The organism is Bacteroides thetaiotaomicron VPI-5482 (assembly GCF_000011065.1).
GTDB lineage: Bacteria > Bacteroidota > Bacteroidia > Bacteroidales > Bacteroidaceae > Bacteroides > Bacteroides thetaiotaomicron.
On the sequence record NC_004663.1, the window covers coordinates 29,278 to 53,580 of the forward strand.

Sequence of the window (24,303 nt, forward strand, 5' to 3'; positions counted from 1 at the left end):
AATGAGCCGATAATGGCAAAAGCTGTACTCTCAAGTACAGAAAATCTTTCTTTCGAGTCAACTGATGCTGAGAGCCTGATAATCACCATATATGCTGATGCTGAATGGAGAGTCGATACGCCTGACTAGATTACTGTTACTCCTTCAAATGGTGTCGGACTCACAGACGTGACCGTTTGCGTTAAGGATAATTATAGTGATGGAGAAGTTGACAGTCCACGCACAGACAAAATAGTCTTTCATGAGTCAAAACTCTCCAGCTATGCCTATGTTATCGTCTCTCAAGAAGGCGACTGTTATCGAGGAATCTCTGAAATTTCAGTGAAAGCTATATTCTCTACTGACGATCATTCATTTATTATAGTGAAAGACGCTGTCGTCAACATAGTAAGTGGAAACAGTATGATTATTTCTGATAAGTTCAGTCTTGAAGCAATGTGTGCGACTACTATTACTGATGTCAAAGCCGGAGATGAAATCATTTTGTATGGGCAAAAACTTACTGATGAAAACTCCTGTGTGACGATAAAGACAGACCGAGTAGATATAATCTCATCAGGAAATTTCATAAAATATCCCAATTCGACAGATATTTACGACTTTGACAATAAAATAGATGAATGGTCATTCATAATAGTTGAAGGAGTAGTTAACGGTAACACCATTGAATTGAATGATAAGTCAACATTTTAGGTTAAGACCATCTTATTGGAATCTAATTTAAATGGGGATATTCCCAAAATAAGAAAAATTAAGGCAACTAATTTATTGCGAGTTAGTTGCTTTTTTGTATCTTTAAGCATTGCCCCCAAAAACGGTTTGACGGCCAAAACGGGGGTAATCTAAACTAAAAACACATGGTAAAGATACAAAAAATCTCCGGAATCGAACCTTGTTTAGGTTTTACCGAGTTCGATATGCTAAAAAATATCGTCAAAGTTTTGCAACGAGTGAATTAGGTCGACTCCATGCTCTCTTCCCTTTTTCGGAACTGGTCCGACAAATGCATTTGAAGTCTTCTCCTTTGGGTCGTAAAAGTTATTTTTCTCCCGAAGGTAAAATAGCCTTGATGGTCCTGAAGTCCTATACCAACTTTTCCGATGCACAACTGATTGAACATTTAAACGGTAATATTCATTACCAGTTGTTTTGTGGTGTTCAGATTGATCCGCTTCATCCGCTGACCAATCCTAAAATCGTCAGTGCGATCCGCCAGTTCCTGACGAATCGCCTTGATGTTGAGTCCCTCCAGCTTATTCTTGCCGGGCATTGGAAACCTTATCTTGAGAACCTTCATGTCTGTATGACGGATGCCACCTGTTATGAAAGCCGTCTGCGTTTCCCTACTGATACCAAACTCTTATGGGAAGGTATCGTATGGCTTCATCGTCATCTGTGCAAACATTGCCGGAGATTGCACATACAACGTCCCCGTAACAAGTATCTTGATGTAAGCCGTGCCTACCTTGTTTACAGTAAACTGCGTAAACGCAGGAAATCACAGACCCGTATGATTACACGCGGGCTACTTCAGTTGTTGGAAAAGTTGCTTGACCAGCTGGAGCGGATTCATTCATCCTACGGGAACAGGCTTACACTATCCTCTGATTACCAAAGACGATTCTCGGTCATACAGACGGTTCTTGAGCAAGGGAAGAATTTATTTGCAGGCCAAAAAGTGTCCGACCGTATCGTGAGTATCGACCGGCATTACCTTCGCCCCATTATCAGAGGCAAGGAAACCAAATCCGTTGAATTCGGAGCCAAGGTCAACAATATACAGATAGATGGAATCTCCTTTATAGAACATATCTCCTTTAAGGCTTTTAACGAAGGAGTACGTTTGAAAGACTGTATTCATCTGCAACAACAACTGACCAAGGTTAGGGTTAAGGCGCTTGCAGCGGATTCAATCTATGCCAATAATGCCAACCGGAAATTTTGTACTAAATATTATATAAGTACTTCCTTCAAGCGTAAGGGTAGAGCCGCCAAAGATGAGCCGCTTCGGAAGATCTTACGGTCGGAACTCAGCCGTGAAAGAGTTACCCGGCTGGAAGGAAGCTTTGGAACGCAGAAACAACATTACTCACTGGCCAGGATAAAAGCCAGAAACAGGAAAACGGAAATGCTTTGGATTTTCTTTGGGATACATACGGCCAATGCGGTATGCATGATAGAAAAGGTCGAAAAGAAAAAAAGAAAGGCAGCATAATCTGACTAAAATAAGAGGAAAAGAGGAGAGGTTTTAACTTCCACTAAAAAAAGATATATACATAATGCATGGGTGGGAAGAAAAAATAAGAATATGTAAATAATGTTCTATGAAAAAGATAGAAGACTGGGAGAATTGAACGAAAAAATCAAGAGAAAAGCTCACGTAAAGTAAAACTTTTCTCTTAATTTAGAAGAAAGAGGAACATTTACTGAATATCCCTAAATGGACACCTTATCAGAGTTACCGGTTACTATGCGGGTCATACTTCGTCAGTTTCATTCATAATCCCCGTTATTATTGAGGATAAAGGCAGGTCAGGCTATTCTGCAATTTTTGTAAAATACTTAATTATAAACGATTTACGTTTAATTATCACCATTCTGTTTTTTACTGTATTTTTAAATATTACTTACACAAGTAAACACAATCAATTCTTTGTCTAACTGAAAATAAAATAGTTATCACTCACTTTATAGATCATAGGTAACACTTTAGAAACGATCGAATTACAATATTCTGTTTTATTCTGCATCAACTCAAAGAACCTTTTTTCAAGACAAAAATATAAAAACGAATGTACGGCACTGAGGATATTTGTATGTCGTACATTCGTTTTTTTATTATTTGTCATCATCGATTCCATTCCATGACAACATAATCCTACTCCTGACGTTCAGAAAAGGATGTAGTGTTTTCCGATCCCCTTCCTTATAGTCAATAAGAAGATTTTTATTCACTAGAATACAATATTTTGCATAAATCAACAATTTGTTGTATCTGGTAATTTTGTACCCTATAAAATTTAAAATTGAAGAATTTATGGCTACAGTAAAAATTAAGTTCAGACCATCCTCGGTGGATGGTAAAGAGGGTACAGTTTATTACCAAGTGATTCATGTACGTGTGGCAAGACAGATTAGCACCTCATACAGGCTGTTCCCCGCCGAGTGGGACAAAAGGCGGGCCCGTATCGTCGCCGCTCCGTCCGATGAGGGAAGACGGCAACACCTGTCACTGCTGGAGGGTAAGATAATGGAGGATACCGACAGGCTGGAGGGTATCATCACAACCCTGGAACGGAGAAGGGGGGCTTTTACGGCCGACGACGTGGTTTCCGCCTTTAACGGCGGACATTACAGCCTGTCTTTCCCCGTCTTCATGCGGGAGGTCATAAACGGCCTGAAACGCCTGGGCAAGATACGGACCAGTGAGACCTACACCTCCACCCTCAACAGCTTCATACGGTTCATGGAAGGGAGAGATGTGTTGCCCGACGATATGGATTCCGATCTGATGGTCGCATACGAGGCATGGCTGGAATCGGGCGGGGTTTCCATGAATACCATTTCCTTTTACATGCGTAACTTGCGGGCGGTATATAACCGTGCCGTGGAGAAGGGGCTTACTGTCCAGCGTTTCCCTTTCAAACATGTCTATACCGGAGTTGAGAAGACTACGAAACGGGCGGTACCCCTGCATGTGATAAAGCGGCTCAAGTCATTGGACCTGTCATTTGAGCCCGCAAAGGCTTATGCGAGGGACATGCTACTCTTCAGCTTTTATACAAGAGGAATGTCCATGGTCGATATGGCGTTCCTGAAAAAGAAGGATCTTAACAACGGCATCCTCTCATACCGGCGGAAGAAAACCGGCCAGCAGCTCCTTATAAAATGGGAGCCGTGCATGCAGGAAATCGTGGACCGTTACAACATCCCCGGATCCCCGTACCTTCTTTCCGTTATCGACAGACCGGGAACAGATGAGAGGAAACAATATATCAACGCCTCCCACCGTATCAACAGGCATTTGAAAGTTCTTGGGAAGGAACTGGGGATGTCCGTCCCCCTGACCCATTACGTGGCGCGCCATTCCTGGGCCAGCGCGGCCCGGAGCAAGAACATCCCGATTTCGGTGATCAGCGAGGGTATGGGACACGATTCGGAGACAACAACGAGGATCTACCTGGCCTCGCTGGATACCGCCACCATTGACAGGGCAAACAAGTTGATTTTGAAATCCTTGCAGATATAATAGAATATTGAACAAAAGGATATTCAGGAGGAATTGGAGTTGACTCCGTTAAAACCATAGACTTTGTCATATCATTATTAATGTATATGCCGCAAAATTAGGAACTTCTAATCTGGTATACTATGCGTCATCGCGGAGACCTTTACAATAATGTTGAGTAAAAATTGTCGTCTCTTCATAAGAGATGTATAATTGAATGCAAAAATACACAAAATATTGAGAATAACCACAAAAATGAACAAATAATGGGAATAAAATATGGACTGATCCTTGAAACTGCCAAACAGGCTGTTGAGCAAAGAGTTTCCTAGAAGAAAGCAAAGTGCTTATTATCAGATTGTTTTATTCACATGTATCACATTATACATCTCTTATGAAGAGAGGGAGCTATAGAACACTTGCTCAAAAAAGAATGGGACGGTTCTGTTGCACATTTTTTACACTTAAACGGATACATTTATGGACGGAATATTAAGTCTTGTTTATAAATTAAAACTGATCGGGCGACAGCTACCAGATGGCACAACACGGATCAAAGACATAAATTAGTTTGAGCGACGATGTCACTGTATAGTACAGAAACTCAACCTAACGCCATGGGGGGCAAAGCGGAGAACGGACCAGAGACGATTTCTGATCCGGAGGTAAAGAAATATACCGGAAACAAGGAGATAACATCCTGGTGCTATTTGTTTATCCATCATGCCAAAGTAGAAACTGTGAGCAAGAAATTGCAAACAGAACAATACCGTATCTTTGTTCATAAGAGTATCGTCTATAAACGTGGGAACAAGCGGATAAAGAAAGAGGAACAGGCAACCATTTCCGGCCTTGTCTTTATCCAAGGTGACGCTAACAGGATTCAAAAATTCTTAAAAGAGAACTTTTTCAATTTATATTTAGTGAAGGATTGCAGTACCGGAGAAATAGCCGCCATACCTGACAGTGTGATGCAACCTTTCATGCGGGTGTCGGAAGTTATTCCCACCCGTATCCGTTTCATGCCCCACTCCTTTGATTATTATTCTGTGGGGAATCCTTTAGTCCGGATTACTTCCGGTATCCTTTCCGGCCTTGAAGGATATCGCATCAGAATCTCTCGTGACAAGTGCCTGGTCACTTCCATTGGAGGAATGACAGTGGCCATTGGAGGCATATATAAGGAGAGTTTCGAGAATCTGGACGAATATGTCCGTCTGCGGAGGAAGCAGCTGGAAAAAATCAGGCAATCATCGTATGTCACATTCACACCGCTTCAAAAGGAAATAGACGGCTGTTTTTTTACACCCCAAAATCAATTGGATATAATGGGCATGGCGGAAAATCTCACGCCGTGGGTTACAAGGATGAAATCCGATATGGTAAAAAAGAACTTTGATGAAGCGGTGGAAATAGCGTTCTTCCTGCTTGAAGAAACAGGAAGCTATTTCCGGAGTATATATTACGATTCCCATATCGGAGACATGAAAGACATGATGATAATATGTGAAAAAGCGGATCAAATTCTGGTGTCTGTTATAAACTGCATGGATATATCTGTGGATTTGAAGGAAATTGTAGAAACCGGACGGGAGTCGCTGGCTATTCGATATCCGTTTCTGCCGATAGAATTGTAGATGGTAATTATAAGTAAAGTTTTAAGTACTACATTTTTTTTATTTGATGTCAAAAAGTAGTATAAACTGTTATTGGTATACTCGAAAAGTATTCATGTTTCTATTGATAATTCTTTTAAACATATGAAAAATGACTCATTTTTAGATAAAGTTATTGGATCACTCCTTTCACAAAATTTTCAAGTAGATTCAAATGCTTATACTTATGGTTTAGTAAAGGGTAAAAATGATTCCTTCTCTGGGAAAGTGATTGACGGCATAGATGTAGCCAAAAGCATACTTGCTATAGCTCAAATTTTTGGTTCCCCAATTGATTCTGATTGTGCTGATTTTAAAACGATTTTTAATGGAGAAGGTTTTAAGAAAGATTTAAAGGCTTTGTATTCTATGACAGATGCCGTGCTTTACAAATTTATATTAGGACAACCTTTAATTGTAGGAGTAGTGAAAGCAGACAGTTTAACGCATAATGAAATCTATGATATTACTGATAAATTCGATAAAGCAATTCTTGGTTTTAGGAAATACACAGCGCGTATGAAATGGACTAAATGTCGGTAACCGGAATACTTTTGTTTTTATTTTACGATAAAAATAAAGCAAATAGCTATTGTTTATGTGCACAACAGAATTGTAAAAGATGGCATTTCTGGAAAAAACATAGACACTAGGTTGGGCGATCGATATTAATAGTAAGAATATTATAAAACATAAAGGAATTCCTTTCCTTATAGGCCCTATATTGGATACAAAAAAATTTCAGAATGACTTGTTTGGAAAATAAAAAAGGATGTTCACCAATGTTGTTTCTTGCTTATATTTTAACAATGATGACCAATTCAACTAATGAGGATAGCTATAGATTTTGACGGAACGATTGTGGAACACAGATATCCGCGGATAGGGAAAGAGATTCCTTTTGCCATTGCCACCCTGAAACAGTTGCAGACCGAACGGCATTTGCTTGTTTTATGGACGGTGCGTGAGGGGAAACTGCTTGACGAGGCGGTGGACTTCTGCCGCAAGCGCGGATTGGAGTTTTATGCTGTCAATGCAAATCATCCGGAAGAAGAAGTGAGAAACGATATGACCAGCCCTTGCAGGAAAGTCGTGGCCGACTTGTACATTGATGACTTGAATGTGGGGAAACTGCCCGACTGGGGAGCTATCTATGAGATGATACATAATCGGTGGAGTTATGAACGCTATTTGAATGAAATTCATGGCTTTGAGAAACAGAAAAAGATTTCCATTTGGAAACGGATATTTAGGTAATAATTTACAGATTGTAGATTCGTCGTCAGATAAGTTCTTTCTGCTGTCATTTAGATGCTAATGACCACACAATCGGAAAACACGAGGCGCATAGCCAAGAACACGCTGATGCTCTACGTGCGTATGCTATTCAGCATGTTGGTATCGCTTTATACATCGCGAGTGGTATTGAACGCATTGGGAGTGGAAGACTATGGCATATATAATGTTGTAGGCGGGTTTGTGGCCATGTTTTCATTGGTTTCCTCCTCCTTGTCATCGGCAGTAAGCCGTTTTCTCACTTTTGAGTTAGGCAGGAAAAATGTGGAACGGCTTAAATTGATGTTCTTCACTTCCTTGTCCATTCACATCATATTGGCACTGGCAGTAGTCCTTGCGGCGGAAACCGTCGGTTTGTGGTTCTTGAATACCCAAATGACCATACCGGCCGATCGGCTTCATGCAGCAAATTGGGTATTTCAGGCCTCCGTCTGTTCATTTGCACTGGGATTGTGCAGTACGCCGTTCAACGCCTCGATCGTATCGCATGAGCATATGGGTACTTTTGCCAAAGCGGGAATCATGGATGTGATGCTGCGTTTGCTGGTGGTATTGTTTATAGCCTGTCCTTCGTGGCATTTTGACCGTCTGATAATCTATTCGTTGCTATTGGTTCTTGTCAGTATCTCTTTGCAGTGCTTTTATTTGTATTATTGTGGCAGACATTTTGAGGAATGCCGGTGGCGTTTCAGTTTCGACCGTCCATGTTGGAAAGAGATGAGTTCGTTCGCGGTATGGAACTTTATTGGTTGTACCGCCGGATTGTTGAAAGGGCAGGGTGTCAATGTGTTGCTCAATATCTTTGTCGGTCCGGTACTGAATGCCGCCCGAGGCATAGCCGACCAGGTAAATGCTGCGATCTGCTCGTTTTCCGGCAATTTCATGATTGCCCTGAATCCTCAAATCACGAAATCATACGCTTCTGACAATCGGGAGTATACAATGTCATTGGTAGAGCGCGGTTCCCGCTTCTCGTTCTATATCATGTTTATTTTGGCCTTGCCAGTCTTGTTGGAAACCGATTTTATACTGAATCTTTGGCTGAAGCAATACCCTGACCATACCGTAAATTTCGTCCGGCTGGTTTTGCTGCTGTCACTTAGTGATATACTGTCGAACACCTTGATCACACTGCAGAACGCGAACGGTAATATCCGCAATTACCAGATTGCGGTCGGCGGAATGCTGATGATGAACTTTCCGCTTTCTTATTGTTGCTTGAAGGCCGGTTTCCCTCCGGAATCCACATTGGTGGTGGCATTGTTCGTTTCCGTTTGCTGCCTGATACTCCGTTTGCTTTTTTTGCGCCGCATGGTTCGTCTTTCCGTCAGGCGATATATACGGAATGTATGTCTTAACACGTTCACTGTGGCTGTGACCGCTTCCTGTTTGCCCATATTGCTCAGTCGGCAAATGGAAGACGGTTGGATTCGTTTTATAGTCGTGTGTGTGGCAAGTGTGTGTTGCGTCGGAGTCTCTTCCTATTTTATAGGGTGCGGCTCGTCCGAACGCGCGTTCATCGTACAGACGCTCCACGGAGTAAAGACTAAACTGCTGAAATGATAAAAGTGGAAGATAAATCGCGTTGCTGTGGTTGCGAGGCTTGTGTGTCAAGTTGTCCCCTGCAGTGCATTGAGCTTGTAAAGGATAAGGAAGGCTTTATGTATCCGCAAGTAGATACGGCACGTTGCATTGATTGTGGCAAATGTGAGAAAGCCTGCCCCGAATTGGTTGAAGCCAAGGGAAGCGGGGGCGTCACTGTTTATGCGGCCGTCAATCCGGATAAGGAAGCCCGTCTTGCCAGTTCCTCCGGTGGCATTTTCACTCTTCTGGCAGAATCGGTTCTCGCGGAGAATGGTGTAGTGTTTGGCGCACGGTTTGACAAGGATTGGAATGTCATCCACGATTATACTGAGACTAAAGAGGGACTGGAAGCATTTCGGGGAAGCAAATACGTACAAAGCCGGACAGGCGAAACTTTCAAGCAGGCGGAACAGTTTCTGAAAGAGGGTCGTAAGGTGCTTTTCTCGGGTACTCCCTGCCAAATCATGGGGCTGAAGAGATATCTTCATAAAGAGTACGACAACTTGCTGGCTGTCGATTTCGTTTGTCACGGTGTGCCGAGTCCATTGGTATGGAGGAAATACATAGAAGAAACACTCGTCCGTCAGGACGAAAAAATTCAGTTTCGTCCCACCTTAAACCACTTGTTCTTGGACGAGATGCCCCTTATAGAGGGTATCTCGTTCAGAAACAAATGCTTAGGCTGGAAAAAATACAGTTTCGCTCTCATCCTCTCCAAGGTGACAACCGCCGGAGAGAAAAATACAGTTTCGCTCTCACGTATATTCTACGACAATGCCTATATGAAGGCATTTTTGGCGAATCTCTCCTTGCGCCCCGCTTGTTACCGCTGTCCCGCGAAATCAGGGAAGTCCGGTAGTGATATTACGCTGGGTGACTTCTGGGGCATTGAGAAGATTGCTCCCGAATTGGATGACGACCGTGGCTGCAGCCTGTTGATTATAAACAATCCGAAGGTGAGGGATGAGTTACGAAAGAAAGGCTGTTTGTTGGCGGAATTTCCCATTTCGGAAATCTTGCCGTATAATCTGAGCACAGCTTATTCGGTGAGCATGCCGAATAACAGGAAATTTTTTTGGTTCATGTTCGATAAAGCCGGCTTCCATAAGGCTTTAATGTTGGCAACAAGCACAACGTTTCCCATTCGTGCGTTGAGAAAACTTTTCAGGCTAATATGAAAATAGGAATATTGACTCAACCGCTGAGTAACAACTATGGTGGCATATTACAGGCTTTGGCTCTGCAAACCGTGTTGCGGTCGATGGGGCATGAGACAGTTATTCTCAGTCGTGAATATGACTATCCGCCATTCCGGCTTTGCCTGATGCGTATATTGAGCGTGTTGAAGTGTATTGTTCGTAAGTATATATTAAGGGACAACCGTGCTATTATTGCCAATCCCTTTTTACACTTCTATGCAACAGATAAGACACAGGTTTATGACGATAACGAAATACAAGCGTTTATCCGGAAGAACTTGAAATGTTCCGTCCGGCTACAGAGTACTTGGATATTGAAGATCTATGTACGACTGCATCATTTTGATGCTTTTTTAGTGGGAAGCGATCAAGTATGGCGCGAGTCTTTTTCTCCTTGTATCACTAATTTCTTTTTGGATTTTCTTTCACAGAAATGCAGAGCCAAAAGAATAGCCTATGGGGCTTCATTTGGAGTGGAACAGAATCCTATCTCTGTAGCTTCATTGAATCAATGTGTAGAACTAGCCAAGCGGTTTGATGCCATATCGGTACGTGAACAGTCCGGAGTAAAAATAATGAAAGAGACCTTTCATCTGTCGGCTTGTCAGGTATTAGATCCGACTTTGTTGCTTCCTGTTGATTTTTATCGTTCTTTCATGCAGAAATCCGATATGGATTCATCGGGTTTGGTGAGTTATTTGCTTGATGGTAATGAAGAGAAAAGAAATATCATTGCTGTTGCACGAGAGCAATTGCAATTGTCTCAGACCGAATTATTACTCTTTCCATCTCGATACAAAGATGAAGTGCCTCGATTTTCTTCTGTTTCTTCTTGGCTTTCCGCTTTTGCTAATGCGGATTTTGTAGTGACAGATTCATTTCATGGTTGTGTGTTTTCTATTATTTTTCGTAAACCGTTTGTGGTAATATCTAATTCGGGCAGAGGAAATGAACGTTTTTTTTCCTTGCTTGATACTTTCGGGCTAAATGATAGATTAGTGTTCTCGTATGAAGAATTTGTTGATAAAGAAGAAATTTTGCTTATTGAACAAGATTATACAGAAGTAGAACGAAAATATGAGAATTTAAAAGTTAAGAGTCTTGAGTTCCTGTTTCAAGCGTTAAATGAGAATTAAGATTATAGAAATCTGTATAAATTTAACAAAATGCTTTTTCCTTTTGTACTCCCAGCATATAAGGCTACTTATTTAAAGGAGGTAATATTAAGTATATTGTGGCAAACTTATACCAATCTTGAGCTTGTCATTGTTAATGATGCTTCTCCAAAATATTTGGATTCCATCGTCAATGAATTTGATAATGATAGAATATTAAAGGAATAATATGAATTTAATGCCACAAATTACTATCATAGTACCGGTTTATAATGCGGAGCGGACCCTTGAAAGATGTGTACGTTCCATTCAAGCACAAACAGTTGTCAATTGGGAGTTGCTGTTGATTGACGATGGTAGCGAGGATTACTCGAGCAAATTGTGCGATGAATATGCGATACAGGATTCGCGGATACGTGTATTTCATCAAGTGAACGGGGGAGCGAGTTCTGCAAGAAACGTGGGATTGGAATATACAAAAGGTGAATGGGTCGTATTTTGTGATTCCGATGATTGGGTTGATAGCAACTGGTTGGAACTATTTAAAAATCAAATTGATAATGGCACGGAATTAATTGTACAGGGATTTATTCCTCATGGGAATTTGTGGCAGAGCCGAACCGGCATAAATTTTCATGGCAATGTAAAAACTGGTATATTGAAATTGCAGGAGGAGAACATATTGGGTTTTATGTGTACTAAAATGTATAAACGTGAAATTATAGAACAATGTGGCTTGCGTTTTGATACCGAACTCGTATTGCGTGAGGACGAATTGTTTATGCTTCAATACGCAGAATACATTTCTACAATACAATGTATGGAGGAAGGTGCCTACCATTATGATATGCCTGATTTTTCAACCAAGTATGGCAATATAGATTTGTTTAATATGTTTCTCAAAATATATGTGGTTCTGAAAAGAATATTTTCAGGAGAAGACAATTTGTTACTTCAGAATTATGAAAATGATTTGACTCAATCACTTTTTCATTCTTTTGTAATGCGTCATGACGATAGATGCAAAAAATTGGAAAACTATCGTAAGGAGGTTGGAAAACGAGTATTGGGCGTGAAATCATTGTCGCAATTCTCGAAATATATATTGGCTTATGTGCCTTCTTTTCAAGTGGCATATCTGTTACTTGAAGCTAAAGCAAAAATCGTTAAAAGTATGCAATGAATCAAAGGTGGCCTGATTATAATTCAATAGCGCATAAGGATTTCCAATTCTTATGTATGGACTATGTACGTTTTGTCCTTGCCCTATTGGTTGTTTTGTTTCATGCATTTGCTCTAAGCAGTATATCGGCATTTTCCGATATAGAATATCCCTTAATAGGATTGGTAAGCCGTGTGTTGGATGCATTCTTGGCACATACAATCGTTCCTGTTTATTCCTTCATATCCGGTTATCTTTTTTTTCTTGTTAAGGAATGGAACAAAAAGGTTTATTTTGACAAAATCAAAAAGAGGATACATACGCTTTTGATACCTTACCTGTTATGGAATGGTATAGGTATTATACTTGTAGCCATTAAACAATTGTCCTGCTTTGACACTTTTATTTCAGTATCAGGTACTTGCATAGACTTTTCATTTCAGAATATCCTGTCTTGTTTTTATATGTATAATGGCAAACTTAGTGTCCCGTCTGCTATAACAGATTATGCCCAACTGGTGCAAACACAATATTATCCAATTAATACAGCATTGTGGTATGTCCGTGATTTGATGGTAGTGGTTGTCTGCACTCCTGTATTATATTTCTTGTTAAAAAAAATAAAAGCATATTTGATTATCGTTCTGGGGATATTATACTTATTGTTTGGTTTTTATCATATTGATTGGCATCTCTATCAGTTGGCATCCGTTTTCCTCTTCTTTTCATATGGAGCCCTTATAGGTCTACAGAGGATGAATTTGGTTGATGTATTCAAAAAGTTCTTTAAAATCTCTATCATACTTTATCCTCTTTGTTCACTTTGTTATTTGTTTGTACAAGGTTATTATAGTAATGTGGCTGTCTTAATAAGAACGGTGAATATGTTTGCATTTATTGCATTTGCTTTTAATGTTACAAGTTGGATGTTACATTGTGTTCCACAATGGCTGACATTTAAAAATATAGGCGCATCAGGTGTTTTTATTTATATGGCTCACTGTTTGGTCTTGTCAAGAATGCTGAAGATACTATTCTTTATCATTACTCCAGATACGGGTATGGGGATGGCTAATTGTTATATTTGTGCAGCCCTTTTCACAATTATACTGTTGATTGGTACTTATTTTTTGCTCCGTAAATATATGGTCTCTGTATTGAACATATTGATAGGACGAGTATGATGTAGAATGAAGAAATGTCGGTAATGAGAAAAATATCAATCGTTATTCCGGTTTATAATACTGAGAAGTATCTGAAATTGTCCGTTGATAGTGTTCTGTCTCAATCTTATCAGGATTGGGAATTGATATTGGTGGATGACGGAAGTAAGGACGGCAGTGGAGCCATTTGTGACAAGTATGCGTCGGAGGATTCCCGTATAAAGGTATATCATACTGTTAATCAAGGCGTGACCGCTGCCCGTGGTTATGGCGTGGAGCAATCTACCGGAGAATGGATTTGCTTCCTTGATGCCGACGACACGCTTGCCGACGATGCACTTCAGGTGATGCTGGGCAAAAGTGCTGATTGTGACATTGTGATAGGCAACAAGCGGATTGTTTCCGGCAATGATGTGACAGAAGAATGGATGAACCAGGACGACAGGCAGTTGCAAGCAGTGGAATTTTTGGACGGGTTGATTAGAAACAAAATATCCCAATACATCACCGGTCGGATATTTCGCAGAATCTTGTTTGATAACGGGACAATCTGTATTCCCCGTGAACTGATTATGGCGGAAGATTTCATCATGAACGTACAGTTGGGCAACAAGGCAAAGAAAATTGCCGTTATCCGGGACATGGTATATGGGTATCATGTATATGGAGAGTCGGTATCGCACACCTTCCGCACCAACTTGGAATATGAGAGCCGATTCTGTGATTGCCTTTTTTCAGCATTGAAGACTGGCGGATACTACGAAGAGGTAAAAGAAGCGTTTACCTTTCAAAAAGTAAGGGCTTTGAAGTCGGCATTCATGGCTCAGCAGGGGCGAGTGAATTTACGCCACCCTTTTTTGCAGGAGGTACGCAAAGAGGCTAAAAGCATCGGGCTGTCGAGAGGATGGAAGTTGTTCTTGTACCTACTCCCCCTGAAATACATCGGCTACATCTTTTTTAGATCATTGAATAAATAATCATTTTAATAATTATGCCATTCGTATCAGTTGTATTACCGGCTTACAAAGCTACTTGTCTGAAAGAGGCTGTTCATTCGATTCTTTCACAGACTTATAGAGATTTTGAATTGATCATAGTCAATGATGCATCTCCCGAAAATGTGAAGGAAGTGGTTGCTAAATTCCAGGATGAACGTCTGGCATATTATGAGAACGAGTATAATGTCGGCGGTAAAGATTTGGTAAAGCAATGGAATGATTATTGTCTCCCCAAAACATCGGGCGAATGGGTGGTAATGGCTTCGGATGATGACATGTATGCGCCAACTTATTTGGAAGAAATGGTGAAACTTACCGAGAAATATTCCCAATACGACTTATTTCATTGTCGTGTTAATAAAATTAACATTTTTTTTTGGGGGGGGTAATCGGTACGTCTGCACCTTCAGCAGAATTTGAAAGCTGTTTGGATTTTATTTCCCAGCGTTTGTGCAACCATCGGCTCCAAACTGTACAAGAATTTATGTTTAGACGAAAAGCTATGATCTCAACGGGGGGCTTTGTCGCTTTTCCTTTGGCTTTCTTTACCGATGATGCAACTTGGAGTAAGTTATCGGGAAACGGTGTAGCTTGCAGTATGCAACCTTTGTTTATGTTTCGTTTCTCTGGCATCAATATTTCTTCAAACAAAGAGACTTCTGACAGAATGCTTCTAAAACTGAAAGCTTGTTTCTTATATGCTGATTGGATGAAGACCTATTTGAAAAGAATAGAATGTAAAAACGAGCAAGAAAAAGCTTTTATGCAAAATATTCTAATGGGATTGAAATATAAGCAGCTAGAATGGATAAACTGGACTACTTGCCGTACTAATTTTAAGGATTTCATGAAAGTCTATCGGAATAAGGAGTATAGAAACATATGCGGGACAGCTAGATGGTTCGTGCTTCTGCTCAGGAATATCAACGAACGTTTTTTTGTAAGAAAGGATTATTATTAAACAATACTATGACTTCCGTATTGAATTCATTTTGGCTGGGTATCAAAGTGCCTTTGCGAAAAGCGGTGTATTGGCTTCAATATAATTTGTTGAAGCGGAAAAGGAATGCTTTCAATATCCTTATGGCTGAGGAAACCATCGACTATATCGTTAAACACGAATGTTCCGTTTGCCGATATGGTGACGGAGAAATTGACATGATCACTTGTCTGAAAGAGGGGTTTGATGAAAGTCGTAAAAGTGATTTCCAAACATACGATGAAAAATTAGCATGGCGTTTAAAGCAAATTTTGGGAAACGGATCGGACGAAGAGCTGAATTTGATAGTGTGCATTCCCTATGTATGGAAAAGCCATCGAAGCCTCTCTTTTACAGCCAGACGGTTCATCGAGCGGAGCTTTGTAAATAACCGGGAAATGATATTTGCTTCCATTCATCCTACACGACTCTATGGAGACTCCTATTTTACCCGGTTCTATATAGACGCTCGTAATAAAAAAAAGAAGGGGAGCTATATACAGCATTGCCGCCAAATATGGCAGGGACGCGATCTCTGCATCATAGAAGGTGAACAGAGCCGGTTAGGTGTCGGCAATGACTTGTTCGATAATGCTCAGAGTATAGAACGCATACTTTGCCCGGCATTGGATGCTTTTGCCAAGTATGATGAAATAATGAAGGCAGCTTGTACCGTGAATAAGGCAAAACTCGTTTTGATTGCTTTAGGACATACCGCTACGGTTCTGGCATATGATTTAGCTGAAGTGGGATACCAGGCTATTGATATTGGGCACATTGACATCGAGTATGAATGGTTTCTGATGAGAGCGCCCAAAAAAGTACCTGTCCCGCATAAATACGTGAATGAAGTGCCGGAAGGCAGACAATTTTCGGAGGAGCGGAACAAGGAGTATCTTTCTCAGATAATATACAGTGTGAAATAGAGATGAAAGAAATGTTGCAGGGTAAAGTTTCGGTTATTGTTCCGGCCTACAATGCTGCTCGGTTATTGGAGCGTTGTGTACGAAGCATAACGGGTCAGACATATCCGGCTTTGGAGGTGATAGTTGTGGATGACGGCAGCAAGGATGATACGGGTAAGATAGCAGATCAACTCGCAGCGGAGGATAGTCGTATCCGGGTGGTTCATAAAACCAATGGTGGAGTAAGTGCTGCCCGTAACGATGCATTGAAATTAGTAGAGGGGGAATGGATTACTTTCGTGGATTCCGACGATTATCTGGAACCGGATTTCCTGCGATCCCTACTTGACGGTGAAGTTGCGGATTTGGTGATAGGTGGTTATCATACGGTAGGGGCCAATGAAATACCAAGTGCAAATTATCCGACTGACACAGCTCATTCTCCGGAAGCTATTAAGAGAGCATTGGAAGCCCGGCTTACTGATATGACGTTTTTGTGTCCGTGGGGGAAGCTGTTCCGCACTTCTCTGGTACGGTCGTTAAGGCTGATTTTCAATACGGAGATGAAGGTGGGCGAAGATGTGGTATTCGTGTGGAGTTATTTGGCTCATTGTTCTTCATTGGCTTTCAAACAGGGACAGGGATACGACTATTATACTGAGCCGGGAGCGGATTTCAAGTATGCGTTGGATGAAACTGTTTCTTTGCAGACCATTGAACGGATTTTGGGTGTATTGGACGGATTGAAACGGAACTTCGGCATGGATACAGAGCATGCCCGTTGTCATGTCCTGAACTATTATATATGGTTGTTCAAACTTTATGTAAATCGTAATTATCTACTAAGGGATTTAGCGCGGATGAAGAATTTTTTTTACTATCCGTTGATACTCGATTATTATAAAACTTACCGCCGGACATCTAAAGACAAATTGTTAGTGTACTTGCTTTTGAAATTGCGGTTGTCCGGTGTCCTGTATCTAATGATAAAGCTTTATTATTAATGGTTGTTAGTATCATCACACCACTTTACAAGGTAGAGGACTTCATTGCACGATGTGCCGATTCGCTTTTCCGACAAAGTTATACGGAGATAGAATATATATTCGTAGATGATTGTAGCTCGGACAGGAGTGTAGAGGTGCTCTTGCAGGTGGCCGAACGCTATCCGCAACTTCAGCAACAAATCAGAATACTTCATCACGAGTCTAATCGTGGTGTAGCTGCTGCACGGGAAACAGGGTTGGCTGCCGCAACGGGAGAGTATGTGTATTGGGTGGATGCGGACGATTGGATAGAGCCGGATGCGATAGAGAAGATGGTGGTGCGATCGGAACAGGGGCAGAAGGATATTATAGCTTGCGGGTGGTATCTCTGTTTTAGGCAAAATGAGCGGCGAATGCCCATGCCTTGTTATGCTGATGCAGAAACAGCTCTGAGAGGAATGTTATCAGGAACGATGCGTTGGAACTTGTGGCTCTATATGATAAAACGTGACTTGTATTTAATGAATGATATTCATTTCATGGAAGGGGAAAATGTAGGGGAAGATATGCTGGTACTTATTAAATTATTCTCACATGCGAAGAGTATTGGATTCGTAAAAGACGCATTCTATCATTATGTAAAACAAAACGAGAATAGCCTCACCAGGCTTAGTCCTGAACAACAGATGAAACGTCAAATGCGTAACTTGCAGGCTGCGACGGACTATCTGGTCACCCATTTTATCGGGAAGTATGAAAAGGAAATCAACTTCTTCAAGCTCAATGCCAAGATGCCGCTACTCATCAGTAACGATAAAAACTCTTATCGGACATGGACGGCCTGTTTCCCCGAAGCCAACAAATACATTATGGCGAACAAAAGGCAGACCCTGCGTATGCGATTGGTGCAACTGATGGCTGCGAAAAGGCAGTTTTGGCTGGTGGAACTTTATTACCAGCTGGTATTTAAATTTGTTTACGGAATACTATACAAATGATTCATTTTATAGCTATTATATTAACGGGGATTGCCTGTTCCTTGTATATGTTCCCGTTTTCATTTACTTTCTTACCGGTTGGTAATACTAAGATTTATTTGGCGGTGTGCGGGTTGGTATTGTTTTTTCTGAATCAGATCCGTAACAGGCAACAAGTGTCCAGCCATTTCATGGTGACGGTTTCCCTGGCTGCTTTTGTCGTATCGCTGATCTGCATTGTGTCGCTGTTATACAACGAGACCAATGATACCACCTATGCAATCTATATCATACAGATGTGGGTATGGACAGGTGGAGCCTATTTCGTTACTCGATGTATGAAGTCAGTGCATGGCAACGTGACGGTAGAATTGATAGCGTTTTATGTTGTAGGTGTTTGCGCCATTCAATGTTTTTTTGCCTTGATGAATGAGTTCATTCCGGTATTTAAAGGATGGGTGGACACATACGTGGAACAGGAAACGGCTAACTTGAACAGATTGGATCGTATGTATGGAATAGGAGCTTCCTTGGACACAGGAGGTAGCCGGTTTGCTTGTGCGTTGATATTGCTATCGCATATATTGATGAGATATGCGAATAAAAACAATGGACGGATTATTCTGTTAGCATTCTTATTTATTTTCATATTTATTACGGGTAATATGGTGGCCCGTACTACTTTAGCAGGAGGCATAATTGCCATTCTGTATCTATTATATTGTCTGAGAGAAGGGATTAACGGTTCTGCTCAAAAGGTTTTTTTGTTATTTGCAGCTGTGTTGGCAGTAACAATTCCTATTCTTACTTCTTTATACTATTCTTCTGTGGAAGTCAAGGATATGTTTCGCTTTGCCTTTGAGGCATTCTTTAACTTGTCGGAAAAAGGTAGCATCAAGACCGGTTCAACAAATGACTTACTGTTGATGTGGCAACAGGTTCCGCAAGAGTTAAGGACATGGATTATCGGTGACGGTTATTTCCTTTCTCCACATTTTACAAATCCTTATTATACCGGGTATTTGTATGGGGCATACCACATGGGCACGGACGTGGGGTATCTTCGTTTTATATTTTATTTTGGCATAACGGGATTATTGGCTTTTGCCTATTTCTTTGTGTTGTGCACACGCGAATGTCGTAAAAAATATCCGGCACATAAGGTGTTATTCATACTCCTGCTGGTGATGAATTATGTATTGTGGATAAAAGTGGCTACCGATCTCTTCTTTATTTATGCTCTGTTCTTGGTGGCAGATGATTCTATGGCAGAAGAAGATGAATGTTCAACAGTCAGACAGGTTGCATAATGAGAATCGTATATTGCATATCCGGCACCTGCAATTCCGGTGGTATGGAGCGTGTATTGAGTAACAAAGCCAATTATCTGGCAGCACATGGTTATGAAGTAACCATTGTGACCACAGACCAGAGGGGACGCAGACCTTTTTTTGCTTTGGATGGGCGGATTGAGTGTGTGGATCTGGATGTGAACTATGAGACCAACAACGGAAAATCCTTTTTCAATAAGTTGGTTCATTATCCGTTCAAGCAACTCAAACATAAACGTCGTCTGACAAAGGTATTGAATCTCATCAAACCGGATATTACTGTTTCCATGTTTTGTAACGATGTCGCTTTTTTGCCTTCCATCCAGGATGGAAGCAAGAAAGTGCTTGAGGTGCATTTCTCCCGCTTCAAGCGTTTGCAGTACGACCGCAAAGGACTTTGGAGGCTGGCTGATAAATGGAGAAACCGGAATGAGCAGAGGCAAGTGGCTTGTTTTGATAAATTTGTGGTTCTCACGCATGAGGATAAGGATTATTGGGAAGGGCATGCAAATATAGAGGTTATTCCTAATGCACAGACATTTGCGTGTGATGTTCCCGCCGCTTTGGAGAGTAAAACGGTGGTGGCAGTAGGCCGTTACACCTATCAGAAAGGGTTCGATATGCTGTTGCGAGCATGGAGACGGGTGTGCGACTCAATCGATGATTGGCAGCTGCATATTGTGGGTGAAGGGGAAATGAAAGAAAGCCTGCAACAGCAAATTTTAGATTTATCGTTGGAAGATCGTGTCGAGCTATGTCCTGCCACCAGCGATATTCAAAGCGTTTATCGGGAAGCTTCCGTGCTAGTTCTGTCGTCCCGTTACGAGGGCTTTGGTATGGTATTGCTCGAAGCGCAGACCGCAGGTGTACCTACGGTCAGCTTTGATTGCAAGTGCGGCCCTTCCGATATTGTTGCCGACGGAGTAACCGGTTATTTGGTGCCGGCAAATGACATACCGGCTTTGGCAGAGAAACTGCTTGTATTAATGCGTGATGAAACCTTGCGCAAACAGATGGGACGTAATGCTTTTGCCGACGCATCCCGCTTTTCGGAAAAGGCTGTCATGCAACGATGGACGGATTTATTTGAAAACTTCCGGTAAATGTACAGTCCGTTACAACGAAAGTCTTTTATATTTTCTTTTTTATTCTAATATGGGAAACAATGCAAAACTCATAGTCGTGTCTGCTGTCGGATTGCGTCAGGGAGGTACTTTGACTATTCTGAAAGAGTGCCTGCAATATCTTTCTACCTGTGTACGTGAGGGGCATGTACGTGTGATAGCCATTGTACACGACAGAAGGCTCGCGGAGTTCAACGGCATTGAGTATATTGAATTGCCGGATGTCATCAAAAGTTGGACTCGCCGGTTATGGTGCGAATATATAACCATGCACCGCATTTCTCAACGATTACCCGGGATTGATTTATGGCTTTCACTGCATGACACCACCCCTCGTGTGATAGCCAAACGACAGGCGGTCTATTGCCAGACTTCTTTTCCTTTTTATAAGCGGACGTGGCGTGATTTTTATTTCAACTATAAGATAGCCCTATTTTCACTGTTCACCCGTTATGCTTACAGGATTAATGTTCACCGTAATCAGTATATGATAGTACAGCAGTCATGGCTAAGGGAGGGACTTAGCAGGATGTTAGGCGTGGGCAAAGAGAAATTTATCGTAGCACCGCCCCGACGTATGGCAGTCAAAGTGGAAACGGAGAGCGTGAATTTGCCTTGTTTCACATTCCTATATGCTTCCGCACCGGACTGTCACAAGAATTTCGAGGTATTATGTCAGGCCGCCAGGCTTTTGGAGAAGGAAAAAGGAAAAGGCTGTTTTAAAGTGGTGGTCACGCTGTCCGGAAAAGAAAACCGTTATACCCGCTGGCTTTATAAAAACTGGCACGATGTGAACTCAATCGAGTTTGCCGGATATATGAATAAGGAAAAGTTATATGGTTACTATCAGGCCGCACATTGTTTGGTACATGCTTCCAAAGTAGAAACCTGGGGCTTGCCGATTTCCGAATTCGGTGAAACGGGCAAACCCATGTTACTTGCAGATCTTCCTTATGCTCATGCTACAGCTTCGGGCTTTCATGCCGTAGGCTACTTCAATGAACACAAACCGGAAGAATTGAAAAGACTTATGAAAGAAATGCTGGAGGGGGATCATAGGTCTCTATCATCCCAACCTTCGACTGCCATAAAGGGACTCTATGTGTGTTCATGGCGGGAACTGTTTGAAAAATTACTGCCTGCTTCCATTTGAATCTGCTATGAAAATTCTACATCTAGGAAAATTCTATCCGTTGAAAGGAGGAATGGAGAAAGCCATACTGGATATTGTAAGAGGTATCTCAATGCAAGGCGTCACGTGTGACCTGTTATGTGTTTCAACAGAAAAAGCCGGTGTGTTTCCGTTAAATGAACACGCCCATATTTATGCCATGCCTTCTGTTTGTAATGTCAATTCAGTGAGGATTTCCCCCTTATTGATACCCACACTCAGAAAGCTTTGCCCGAATTACGACATTATCCATATTCATTGCCCGAATCCTATGGCCAATCTGGCACTTTATCTGTCCGGTTACAGAGGTAAGGTCGTATTGCATTGGCATAGCGACATATTGAAACAGAAATATGCCCTGAAACTTTACAAGCCGTTACAGACATGGTTGATAAGGAGGGCGGATGTGATAATCGGCACGTCACCGGTATATCTAGAGAATTCACCGTTTTTGCGCGGAATGGAACACAAGTTCAGAATCGTTCCTTTGGGGTGTGAGGCCATAGTTCCGTCAGCAGATAGGGTTAGCGATATCAGAAAACAATATAAAGGGAAAAGAATCATATTTGCTTTAGGACGTCTGATTGCCTACAAGGGGTTCCGCTTTCTTATAGAGGCCGCTAGGTATTTGGATGACGGTTATGTTGTGTTGATCGGTGGTACCGGGCCTCTATACAACAAATTATTGAAACAGATAAATGAGGAGAATCTTCAAGGGAAAGTTTGCCTTTTAGGATATGTTACCGATGATGAAGTGGCGCAATATTATGGTGCCTGTGACGTGTTCTGCCTGAGTTCCGTATGGAAAACCGAAGCGTTCGGTTTGGTACAGATCGAAGCCATGTCGTGTGGTAAGCCTGTGGTGGCGACCAATATAGAAGGTTCGGGAGTTCCCTGGGTGAATAGAAATGGATATTCCGGCCTTAATGTGGAACCGGAGAATCCGGAAGCCTTGGCAAAAGCCATTATGAAGATTACAAGCTCGGAAGAGGCATACCGCACTTATTCCCGTCAGGCACGTGCACATTATAACAAGATGTTCGTCAAGGAACGTATGTTGGCCGGATATGAACAAGTGTACGCTTCCCTGTATCATGAAAAGTAAACTCTAAAATCTAAAGATATATGTTTATAGAACGATTAGTTGCATTGTTGTTACTGTTTGCCGGTGAATTCGCTTATCTGAGAATTGCGGACAGATTCAACATCATAGACCGTCCCAACCAACGCAGCTCACACAAGAAGAACGTATTACGGGGAGGAGGTATCATCTTTCTGTTAGGAGTCTGGATGTATGCCTTTCTGAATACGACCGGTTATCCTCTGTTCATAGGAGGAATGACCTTGATTGCGAGTGTGGCTTTTATAGACGATGTATGTTCCCTGTCTCCCAGGTTTCGCTTTTTCGTCCAGTTTGTGGCAATGTTCCTGCTATTACAGGAAGCCGGAATGCTTGTAGAAAACAAGGTTTGGTTTTTACTGCCTACCATGATACTGGGTGTTTGCATCATCAATGCCTACAACTTCATGGACGGAATCAACGGTATGACCGGAGCATTCAGTCTGATGGTATTGTTCACTTTCTGGCTGCTCAACAGGGAAATGGCTTTCATAGATGCCACATTGATAGAATTGCTGATGATATCCGCTTTGGTATTCTGCTTCTTTAATTTCAGGAACCAGGCCATCTGTTTTGCGGGTGATGTCGGTTCTGTAGGAATGGCGTATTGTGTAATCTTTATTTTGCTGAAACTGGTGCTTTTCACCGGGAATGTCACTTATCTGTTATTTCTGGTGGTATACGGTATTGACACGGTGTTGACGATTTTCCATCGTTTGCTGTTGCACGAAAACCTGCTTCAGCCGCACCGCAAGCACCTGTTTCAGTTGTTGGCTAATGAAGGGGGACATTCACATGTGACAGTCTCTATTACTTATGTGCTTTTGCAATTGGCCATATCGTTAGGCTATATATACCTGCCGATTGACAAGTGGCTGTACTCCGTAATTGTTACCATCGGTTTGGTTACGGCATATCTGATTATAGAACGAAAATTATATCCGAAACATAAGGAGTATCTTAAATCATTGTCATGTGCAGTTATGGATGAAGGGTACTCAGAAAAATGCTTGCGTAATGAAAATTAAATCAAACCTGAAACTCCGCAGGATAGGCAACCGCCACATGATTGTGGAAGTCTCCGACAGTTGCGTGAACCTGACGAACGTGTACAGCTTGAACGGGACCGCCGCCCGGCTCTGGGAGATGGTCTGCAACGGGGAAGGCCGTACAGCGGGGGAACTGGCGGAGGGACTCTGCAAGACGTATGATGTGGAATACGGGCGCGCCCTGCGCGATGTGGAACGCCAGATAGAGGAATGGGAGAAGATGGGGCTGCTGTCCCGGCGGGGCACCGGCGATTGAATGCT

Annotated in this window: 23 protein-coding genes and 1 pseudogene; all 24 read left to right on the forward strand. The window is 41.8% G+C overall.

All coding sequences use genetic code 11. The features are described 5' to 3' along the window. Positions 1 to 402 precede the first annotated feature (402 nt). The 24 genes and pseudogenes from BT_RS00140 (at position 403) to BT_RS00255 (ending at position 24,298) form a co-directional block, all read left to right on the forward strand. Positions 403 to 693 (forward strand): hypothetical protein, encoded by a 291-nt coding sequence (locus BT_RS00140; RefSeq protein ID WP_011107070.1) that lies wholly within the window; start codon positions 403 to 405, stop codon positions 691 to 693. A 164-nt stretch (positions 694 to 857) separates the two neighbouring features. Next, a pseudogene (locus BT_RS00145) lies at positions 858 to 2,215 on the forward strand (transposase). Positions 2,216 to 3,037: 822 nt separating this feature from the next. Continuing rightward, entirely contained in the window at positions 3,038 to 4,249 is a 1,212-nt protein-coding gene (locus tag BT_RS00150) for a tyrosine-type recombinase/integrase (protein ID WP_009039969.1), read from the forward strand. A 560-nt stretch (positions 4,250 to 4,809) separates the two neighbouring features. Beyond that, complete coding sequence (locus BT_RS00155) at positions 4,810 to 5,865, forward strand: transcriptional regulator (RefSeq protein ID WP_009039968.1); 1,056 nt, start codon at positions 4,810 to 4,812, stop codon at positions 5,863 to 5,865. Between the two features lie 123 nt (positions 5,866 to 5,988). Next, the gene (locus tag BT_RS00160; RefSeq protein WP_009039967.1) at positions 5,989 to 6,426 is read left to right on the forward strand and encodes a hypothetical protein; all 438 of its coding nucleotides are present in this window, start codon (positions 5,989 to 5,991) and stop codon (positions 6,424 to 6,426) included. A 285-nt stretch (positions 6,427 to 6,711) separates the two neighbouring features. Then, positions 6,712 to 7,140 (forward strand): BT0820 family HAD-type phosphatase, encoded by a 429-nt coding sequence (locus tag BT_RS00165; RefSeq protein WP_009039966.1) that lies wholly within the window; start codon positions 6,712 to 6,714, stop codon positions 7,138 to 7,140. Positions 7,141 to 7,200: 60 nt separating this feature from the next. Next, complete coding sequence (locus BT_RS00170) at positions 7,201 to 8,742, forward strand: lipopolysaccharide biosynthesis protein (RefSeq protein ID WP_009039965.1); 1,542 nt, start codon at positions 7,201 to 7,203, stop codon at positions 8,740 to 8,742. Beyond that, on the forward strand, positions 8,739 to 9,941 hold the full coding sequence (locus BT_RS00175; RefSeq protein WP_009039964.1) for a Coenzyme F420 hydrogenase/dehydrogenase, beta subunit C-terminal domain: 1,203 nt from the start codon (positions 8,739 to 8,741) through the stop codon (positions 9,939 to 9,941). The genes BT_RS00170 and BT_RS00175 overlap by 4 nt, the downstream gene beginning before the upstream one ends. Further along, positions 9,938 to 11,098, forward strand: a complete 1,161-nt coding sequence (locus BT_RS00180; protein WP_009039963.1) for a polysaccharide pyruvyl transferase family protein — start codon at positions 9,938 to 9,940, stop codon at positions 11,096 to 11,098. The genes BT_RS00175 and BT_RS00180 overlap by 4 nt, the downstream gene beginning before the upstream one ends. 30 nt (positions 11,099 to 11,128) lie before the next feature. Beyond that, complete coding sequence (locus BT_RS00185) at positions 11,129 to 11,305, forward strand: glycosyltransferase (protein WP_011107072.1); 177 nt, start codon at positions 11,129 to 11,131, stop codon at positions 11,303 to 11,305. A 1-nt stretch (position 11,306) separates the two neighbouring features. Then, positions 11,307 to 12,260 carry a glycosyltransferase family 2 protein gene (locus tag BT_RS00190; RefSeq protein WP_055235382.1) on the forward strand — a complete coding sequence of 318 codons (954 nt, stop codon included), beginning with the start codon at positions 11,307 to 11,309 and terminating at the stop codon, positions 12,258 to 12,260. Next, entirely contained in the window at positions 12,257 to 13,423 is a 1,167-nt protein-coding gene (locus BT_RS00195) for an acyltransferase family protein (protein ID WP_009039960.1), read from the forward strand. Before BT_RS00190 ends, BT_RS00195 begins: the two co-directional genes overlap by 4 nt. A gap of 23 nt (positions 13,424 to 13,446) precedes the next feature. Next, on the forward strand, positions 13,447 to 14,379 hold the full coding sequence (locus BT_RS00200; protein ID WP_011107074.1) for a glycosyltransferase family 2 protein: 933 nt from the start codon (positions 13,447 to 13,449) through the stop codon (positions 14,377 to 14,379). Between the two features lie 14 nt (positions 14,380 to 14,393). After that, complete coding sequence (locus tag BT_RS00205) at positions 14,394 to 14,789, forward strand: glycosyltransferase family 2 protein (RefSeq protein ID WP_011107075.1); 396 nt, start codon at positions 14,394 to 14,396, stop codon at positions 14,787 to 14,789. 95 nt (positions 14,790 to 14,884) lie between these two features. Beyond that, positions 14,885 to 15,361, forward strand: coding sequence for a hypothetical protein (locus BT_RS00210; RefSeq protein ID WP_011107076.1), 477 nt, complete (start codon positions 14,885 to 14,887; stop codon positions 15,359 to 15,361). 8 nt (positions 15,362 to 15,369) lie between these two features. Next, on the forward strand, positions 15,370 to 16,305 hold the full coding sequence (locus BT_RS00215) for an SP_1767 family glycosyltransferase (protein ID WP_011107077.1): 936 nt from the start codon (positions 15,370 to 15,372) through the stop codon (positions 16,303 to 16,305). 2 nt (positions 16,306 to 16,307) lie between these two features. Continuing rightward, positions 16,308 to 17,288, forward strand: a complete 981-nt coding sequence (locus BT_RS00220; RefSeq protein ID WP_225011882.1) for a glycosyltransferase family 2 protein — start codon at positions 16,308 to 16,310, stop codon at positions 17,286 to 17,288. Beyond that, on the forward strand, positions 17,288 to 18,268 hold the full coding sequence (locus BT_RS00225; protein WP_009039956.1) for a glycosyltransferase family 2 protein: 981 nt from the start codon (positions 17,288 to 17,290) through the stop codon (positions 18,266 to 18,268). Before BT_RS00220 ends, BT_RS00225 begins: the two co-directional genes overlap by 1 nt. Next, positions 18,265 to 19,557, forward strand: a complete 1,293-nt coding sequence (locus BT_RS00230; RefSeq protein ID WP_225011881.1) for a hypothetical protein — start codon at positions 18,265 to 18,267, stop codon at positions 19,555 to 19,557. Before BT_RS00225 ends, BT_RS00230 begins: the two co-directional genes overlap by 4 nt. Then, complete coding sequence (locus tag BT_RS00235; RefSeq protein ID WP_009039954.1) at positions 19,557 to 20,681, forward strand: glycosyltransferase family 4 protein; 1,125 nt, start codon at positions 19,557 to 19,559, stop codon at positions 20,679 to 20,681. Before BT_RS00230 ends, BT_RS00235 begins: the two co-directional genes overlap by 1 nt. A 52-nt stretch (positions 20,682 to 20,733) precedes the next feature. Then, positions 20,734 to 21,855, forward strand: coding sequence for a glycosyltransferase family 4 protein (locus BT_RS00240; RefSeq protein ID WP_009039953.1), 1,122 nt, complete (start codon positions 20,734 to 20,736; stop codon positions 21,853 to 21,855). Between the two features lie 7 nt (positions 21,856 to 21,862). Next, complete coding sequence (locus BT_RS00245; RefSeq protein ID WP_009039952.1) at positions 21,863 to 22,978, forward strand: glycosyltransferase family 4 protein; 1,116 nt, start codon at positions 21,863 to 21,865, stop codon at positions 22,976 to 22,978. Positions 22,979 to 22,998: 20 nt separating this feature from the next. Next, a complete protein-coding gene (locus tag BT_RS00250; RefSeq protein ID WP_009039951.1) occupies positions 22,999 to 24,021 on the forward strand; it encodes an MraY family glycosyltransferase in 1,023 nt (340 codons plus the stop codon). Continuing rightward, a complete protein-coding gene (locus BT_RS00255; RefSeq protein ID WP_009039950.1) occupies positions 24,011 to 24,298 on the forward strand; it encodes a PqqD family protein in 288 nt (95 codons plus the stop codon). Before BT_RS00250 ends, BT_RS00255 begins: the two co-directional genes overlap by 11 nt. The last annotated feature ends 5 nt before the right edge of the window (positions 24,299 to 24,303 follow it).

Excerpts from the sequence above, each read along its gene's own strand:
- BT_RS00190 (WP_055235382.1), top strand. The coding sequence starts at position 11,307 with ATGAATTTAATGCCACAAATTACTATCATAGTACCGGTTTATAATGCG.
- BT_RS00230 (WP_225011881.1), top strand. The coding sequence starts at position 18,265 with ATGATTCATTTTATAGCTATTATATTAACGGGGATTGCCTGTTCCTTG.
- BT_RS00180 (WP_009039963.1), top strand. The coding sequence starts at position 9,938 with ATGAAAATAGGAATATTGACTCAACCGCTGAGTAACAACTATGGTGGC.
- BT_RS00160 (WP_009039967.1), top strand. The coding sequence starts at position 5,989 with ATGAAAAATGACTCATTTTTAGATAAAGTTATTGGATCACTCCTTTCA.
- BT_RS00185 (WP_011107072.1), top strand. The coding sequence starts at position 11,129 with ATGCTTTTTCCTTTTGTACTCCCAGCATATAAGGCTACTTATTTAAAG.
- BT_RS00170 (WP_009039965.1), top strand. The coding sequence starts at position 7,201 with ATGACCACACAATCGGAAAACACGAGGCGCATAGCCAAGAACACGCTG.
- BT_RS00150 (WP_009039969.1), top strand. The coding sequence starts at position 3,038 with ATGGCTACAGTAAAAATTAAGTTCAGACCATCCTCGGTGGATGGTAAA.
- BT_RS00165 (WP_009039966.1), top strand. The coding sequence starts at position 6,712 with ATGAGGATAGCTATAGATTTTGACGGAACGATTGTGGAACACAGATAT.
- BT_RS00195 (WP_009039960.1), top strand. The coding sequence starts at position 12,257 with ATGAATCAAAGGTGGCCTGATTATAATTCAATAGCGCATAAGGATTTC.
- BT_RS00215 (WP_011107077.1), top strand. The coding sequence starts at position 15,370 with ATGACTTCCGTATTGAATTCATTTTGGCTGGGTATCAAAGTGCCTTTG.
- BT_RS00240 (WP_009039953.1), top strand. The coding sequence starts at position 20,734 with ATGGGAAACAATGCAAAACTCATAGTCGTGTCTGCTGTCGGATTGCGT.
- BT_RS00255 (WP_009039950.1), top strand. The coding sequence starts at position 24,011 with ATGAAAATTAAATCAAACCTGAAACTCCGCAGGATAGGCAACCGCCAC.
- BT_RS00175 (WP_009039964.1), top strand. The coding sequence starts at position 8,739 with ATGATAAAAGTGGAAGATAAATCGCGTTGCTGTGGTTGCGAGGCTTGT.
- BT_RS00140 (WP_011107070.1), top strand. The coding sequence starts at position 403 with ATGATTATTTCTGATAAGTTCAGTCTTGAAGCAATGTGTGCGACTACT.
- BT_RS00235 (WP_009039954.1), top strand. The coding sequence starts at position 19,557 with ATGAGAATCGTATATTGCATATCCGGCACCTGCAATTCCGGTGGTATG.
- BT_RS00250 (WP_009039951.1), top strand. The coding sequence starts at position 22,999 with ATGTTTATAGAACGATTAGTTGCATTGTTGTTACTGTTTGCCGGTGAA.
- BT_RS00220 (WP_225011882.1), top strand. The coding sequence starts at position 16,308 with ATGAAAGAAATGTTGCAGGGTAAAGTTTCGGTTATTGTTCCGGCCTAC.
- BT_RS00225 (WP_009039956.1), top strand. The coding sequence starts at position 17,288 with ATGGTTGTTAGTATCATCACACCACTTTACAAGGTAGAGGACTTCATT.
- BT_RS00210 (WP_011107076.1), top strand. The coding sequence starts at position 14,885 with ATGTTTAGACGAAAAGCTATGATCTCAACGGGGGGCTTTGTCGCTTTT.
- BT_RS00205 (WP_011107075.1), top strand. The coding sequence starts at position 14,394 with ATGCCATTCGTATCAGTTGTATTACCGGCTTACAAAGCTACTTGTCTG.
- BT_RS00155 (WP_009039968.1), top strand. The coding sequence starts at position 4,810 with ATGTCACTGTATAGTACAGAAACTCAACCTAACGCCATGGGGGGCAAA.
- BT_RS00200 (WP_011107074.1), top strand. The coding sequence starts at position 13,447 with ATGAGAAAAATATCAATCGTTATTCCGGTTTATAATACTGAGAAGTAT.
- BT_RS00245 (WP_009039952.1), top strand. The coding sequence starts at position 21,863 with ATGAAAATTCTACATCTAGGAAAATTCTATCCGTTGAAAGGAGGAATG.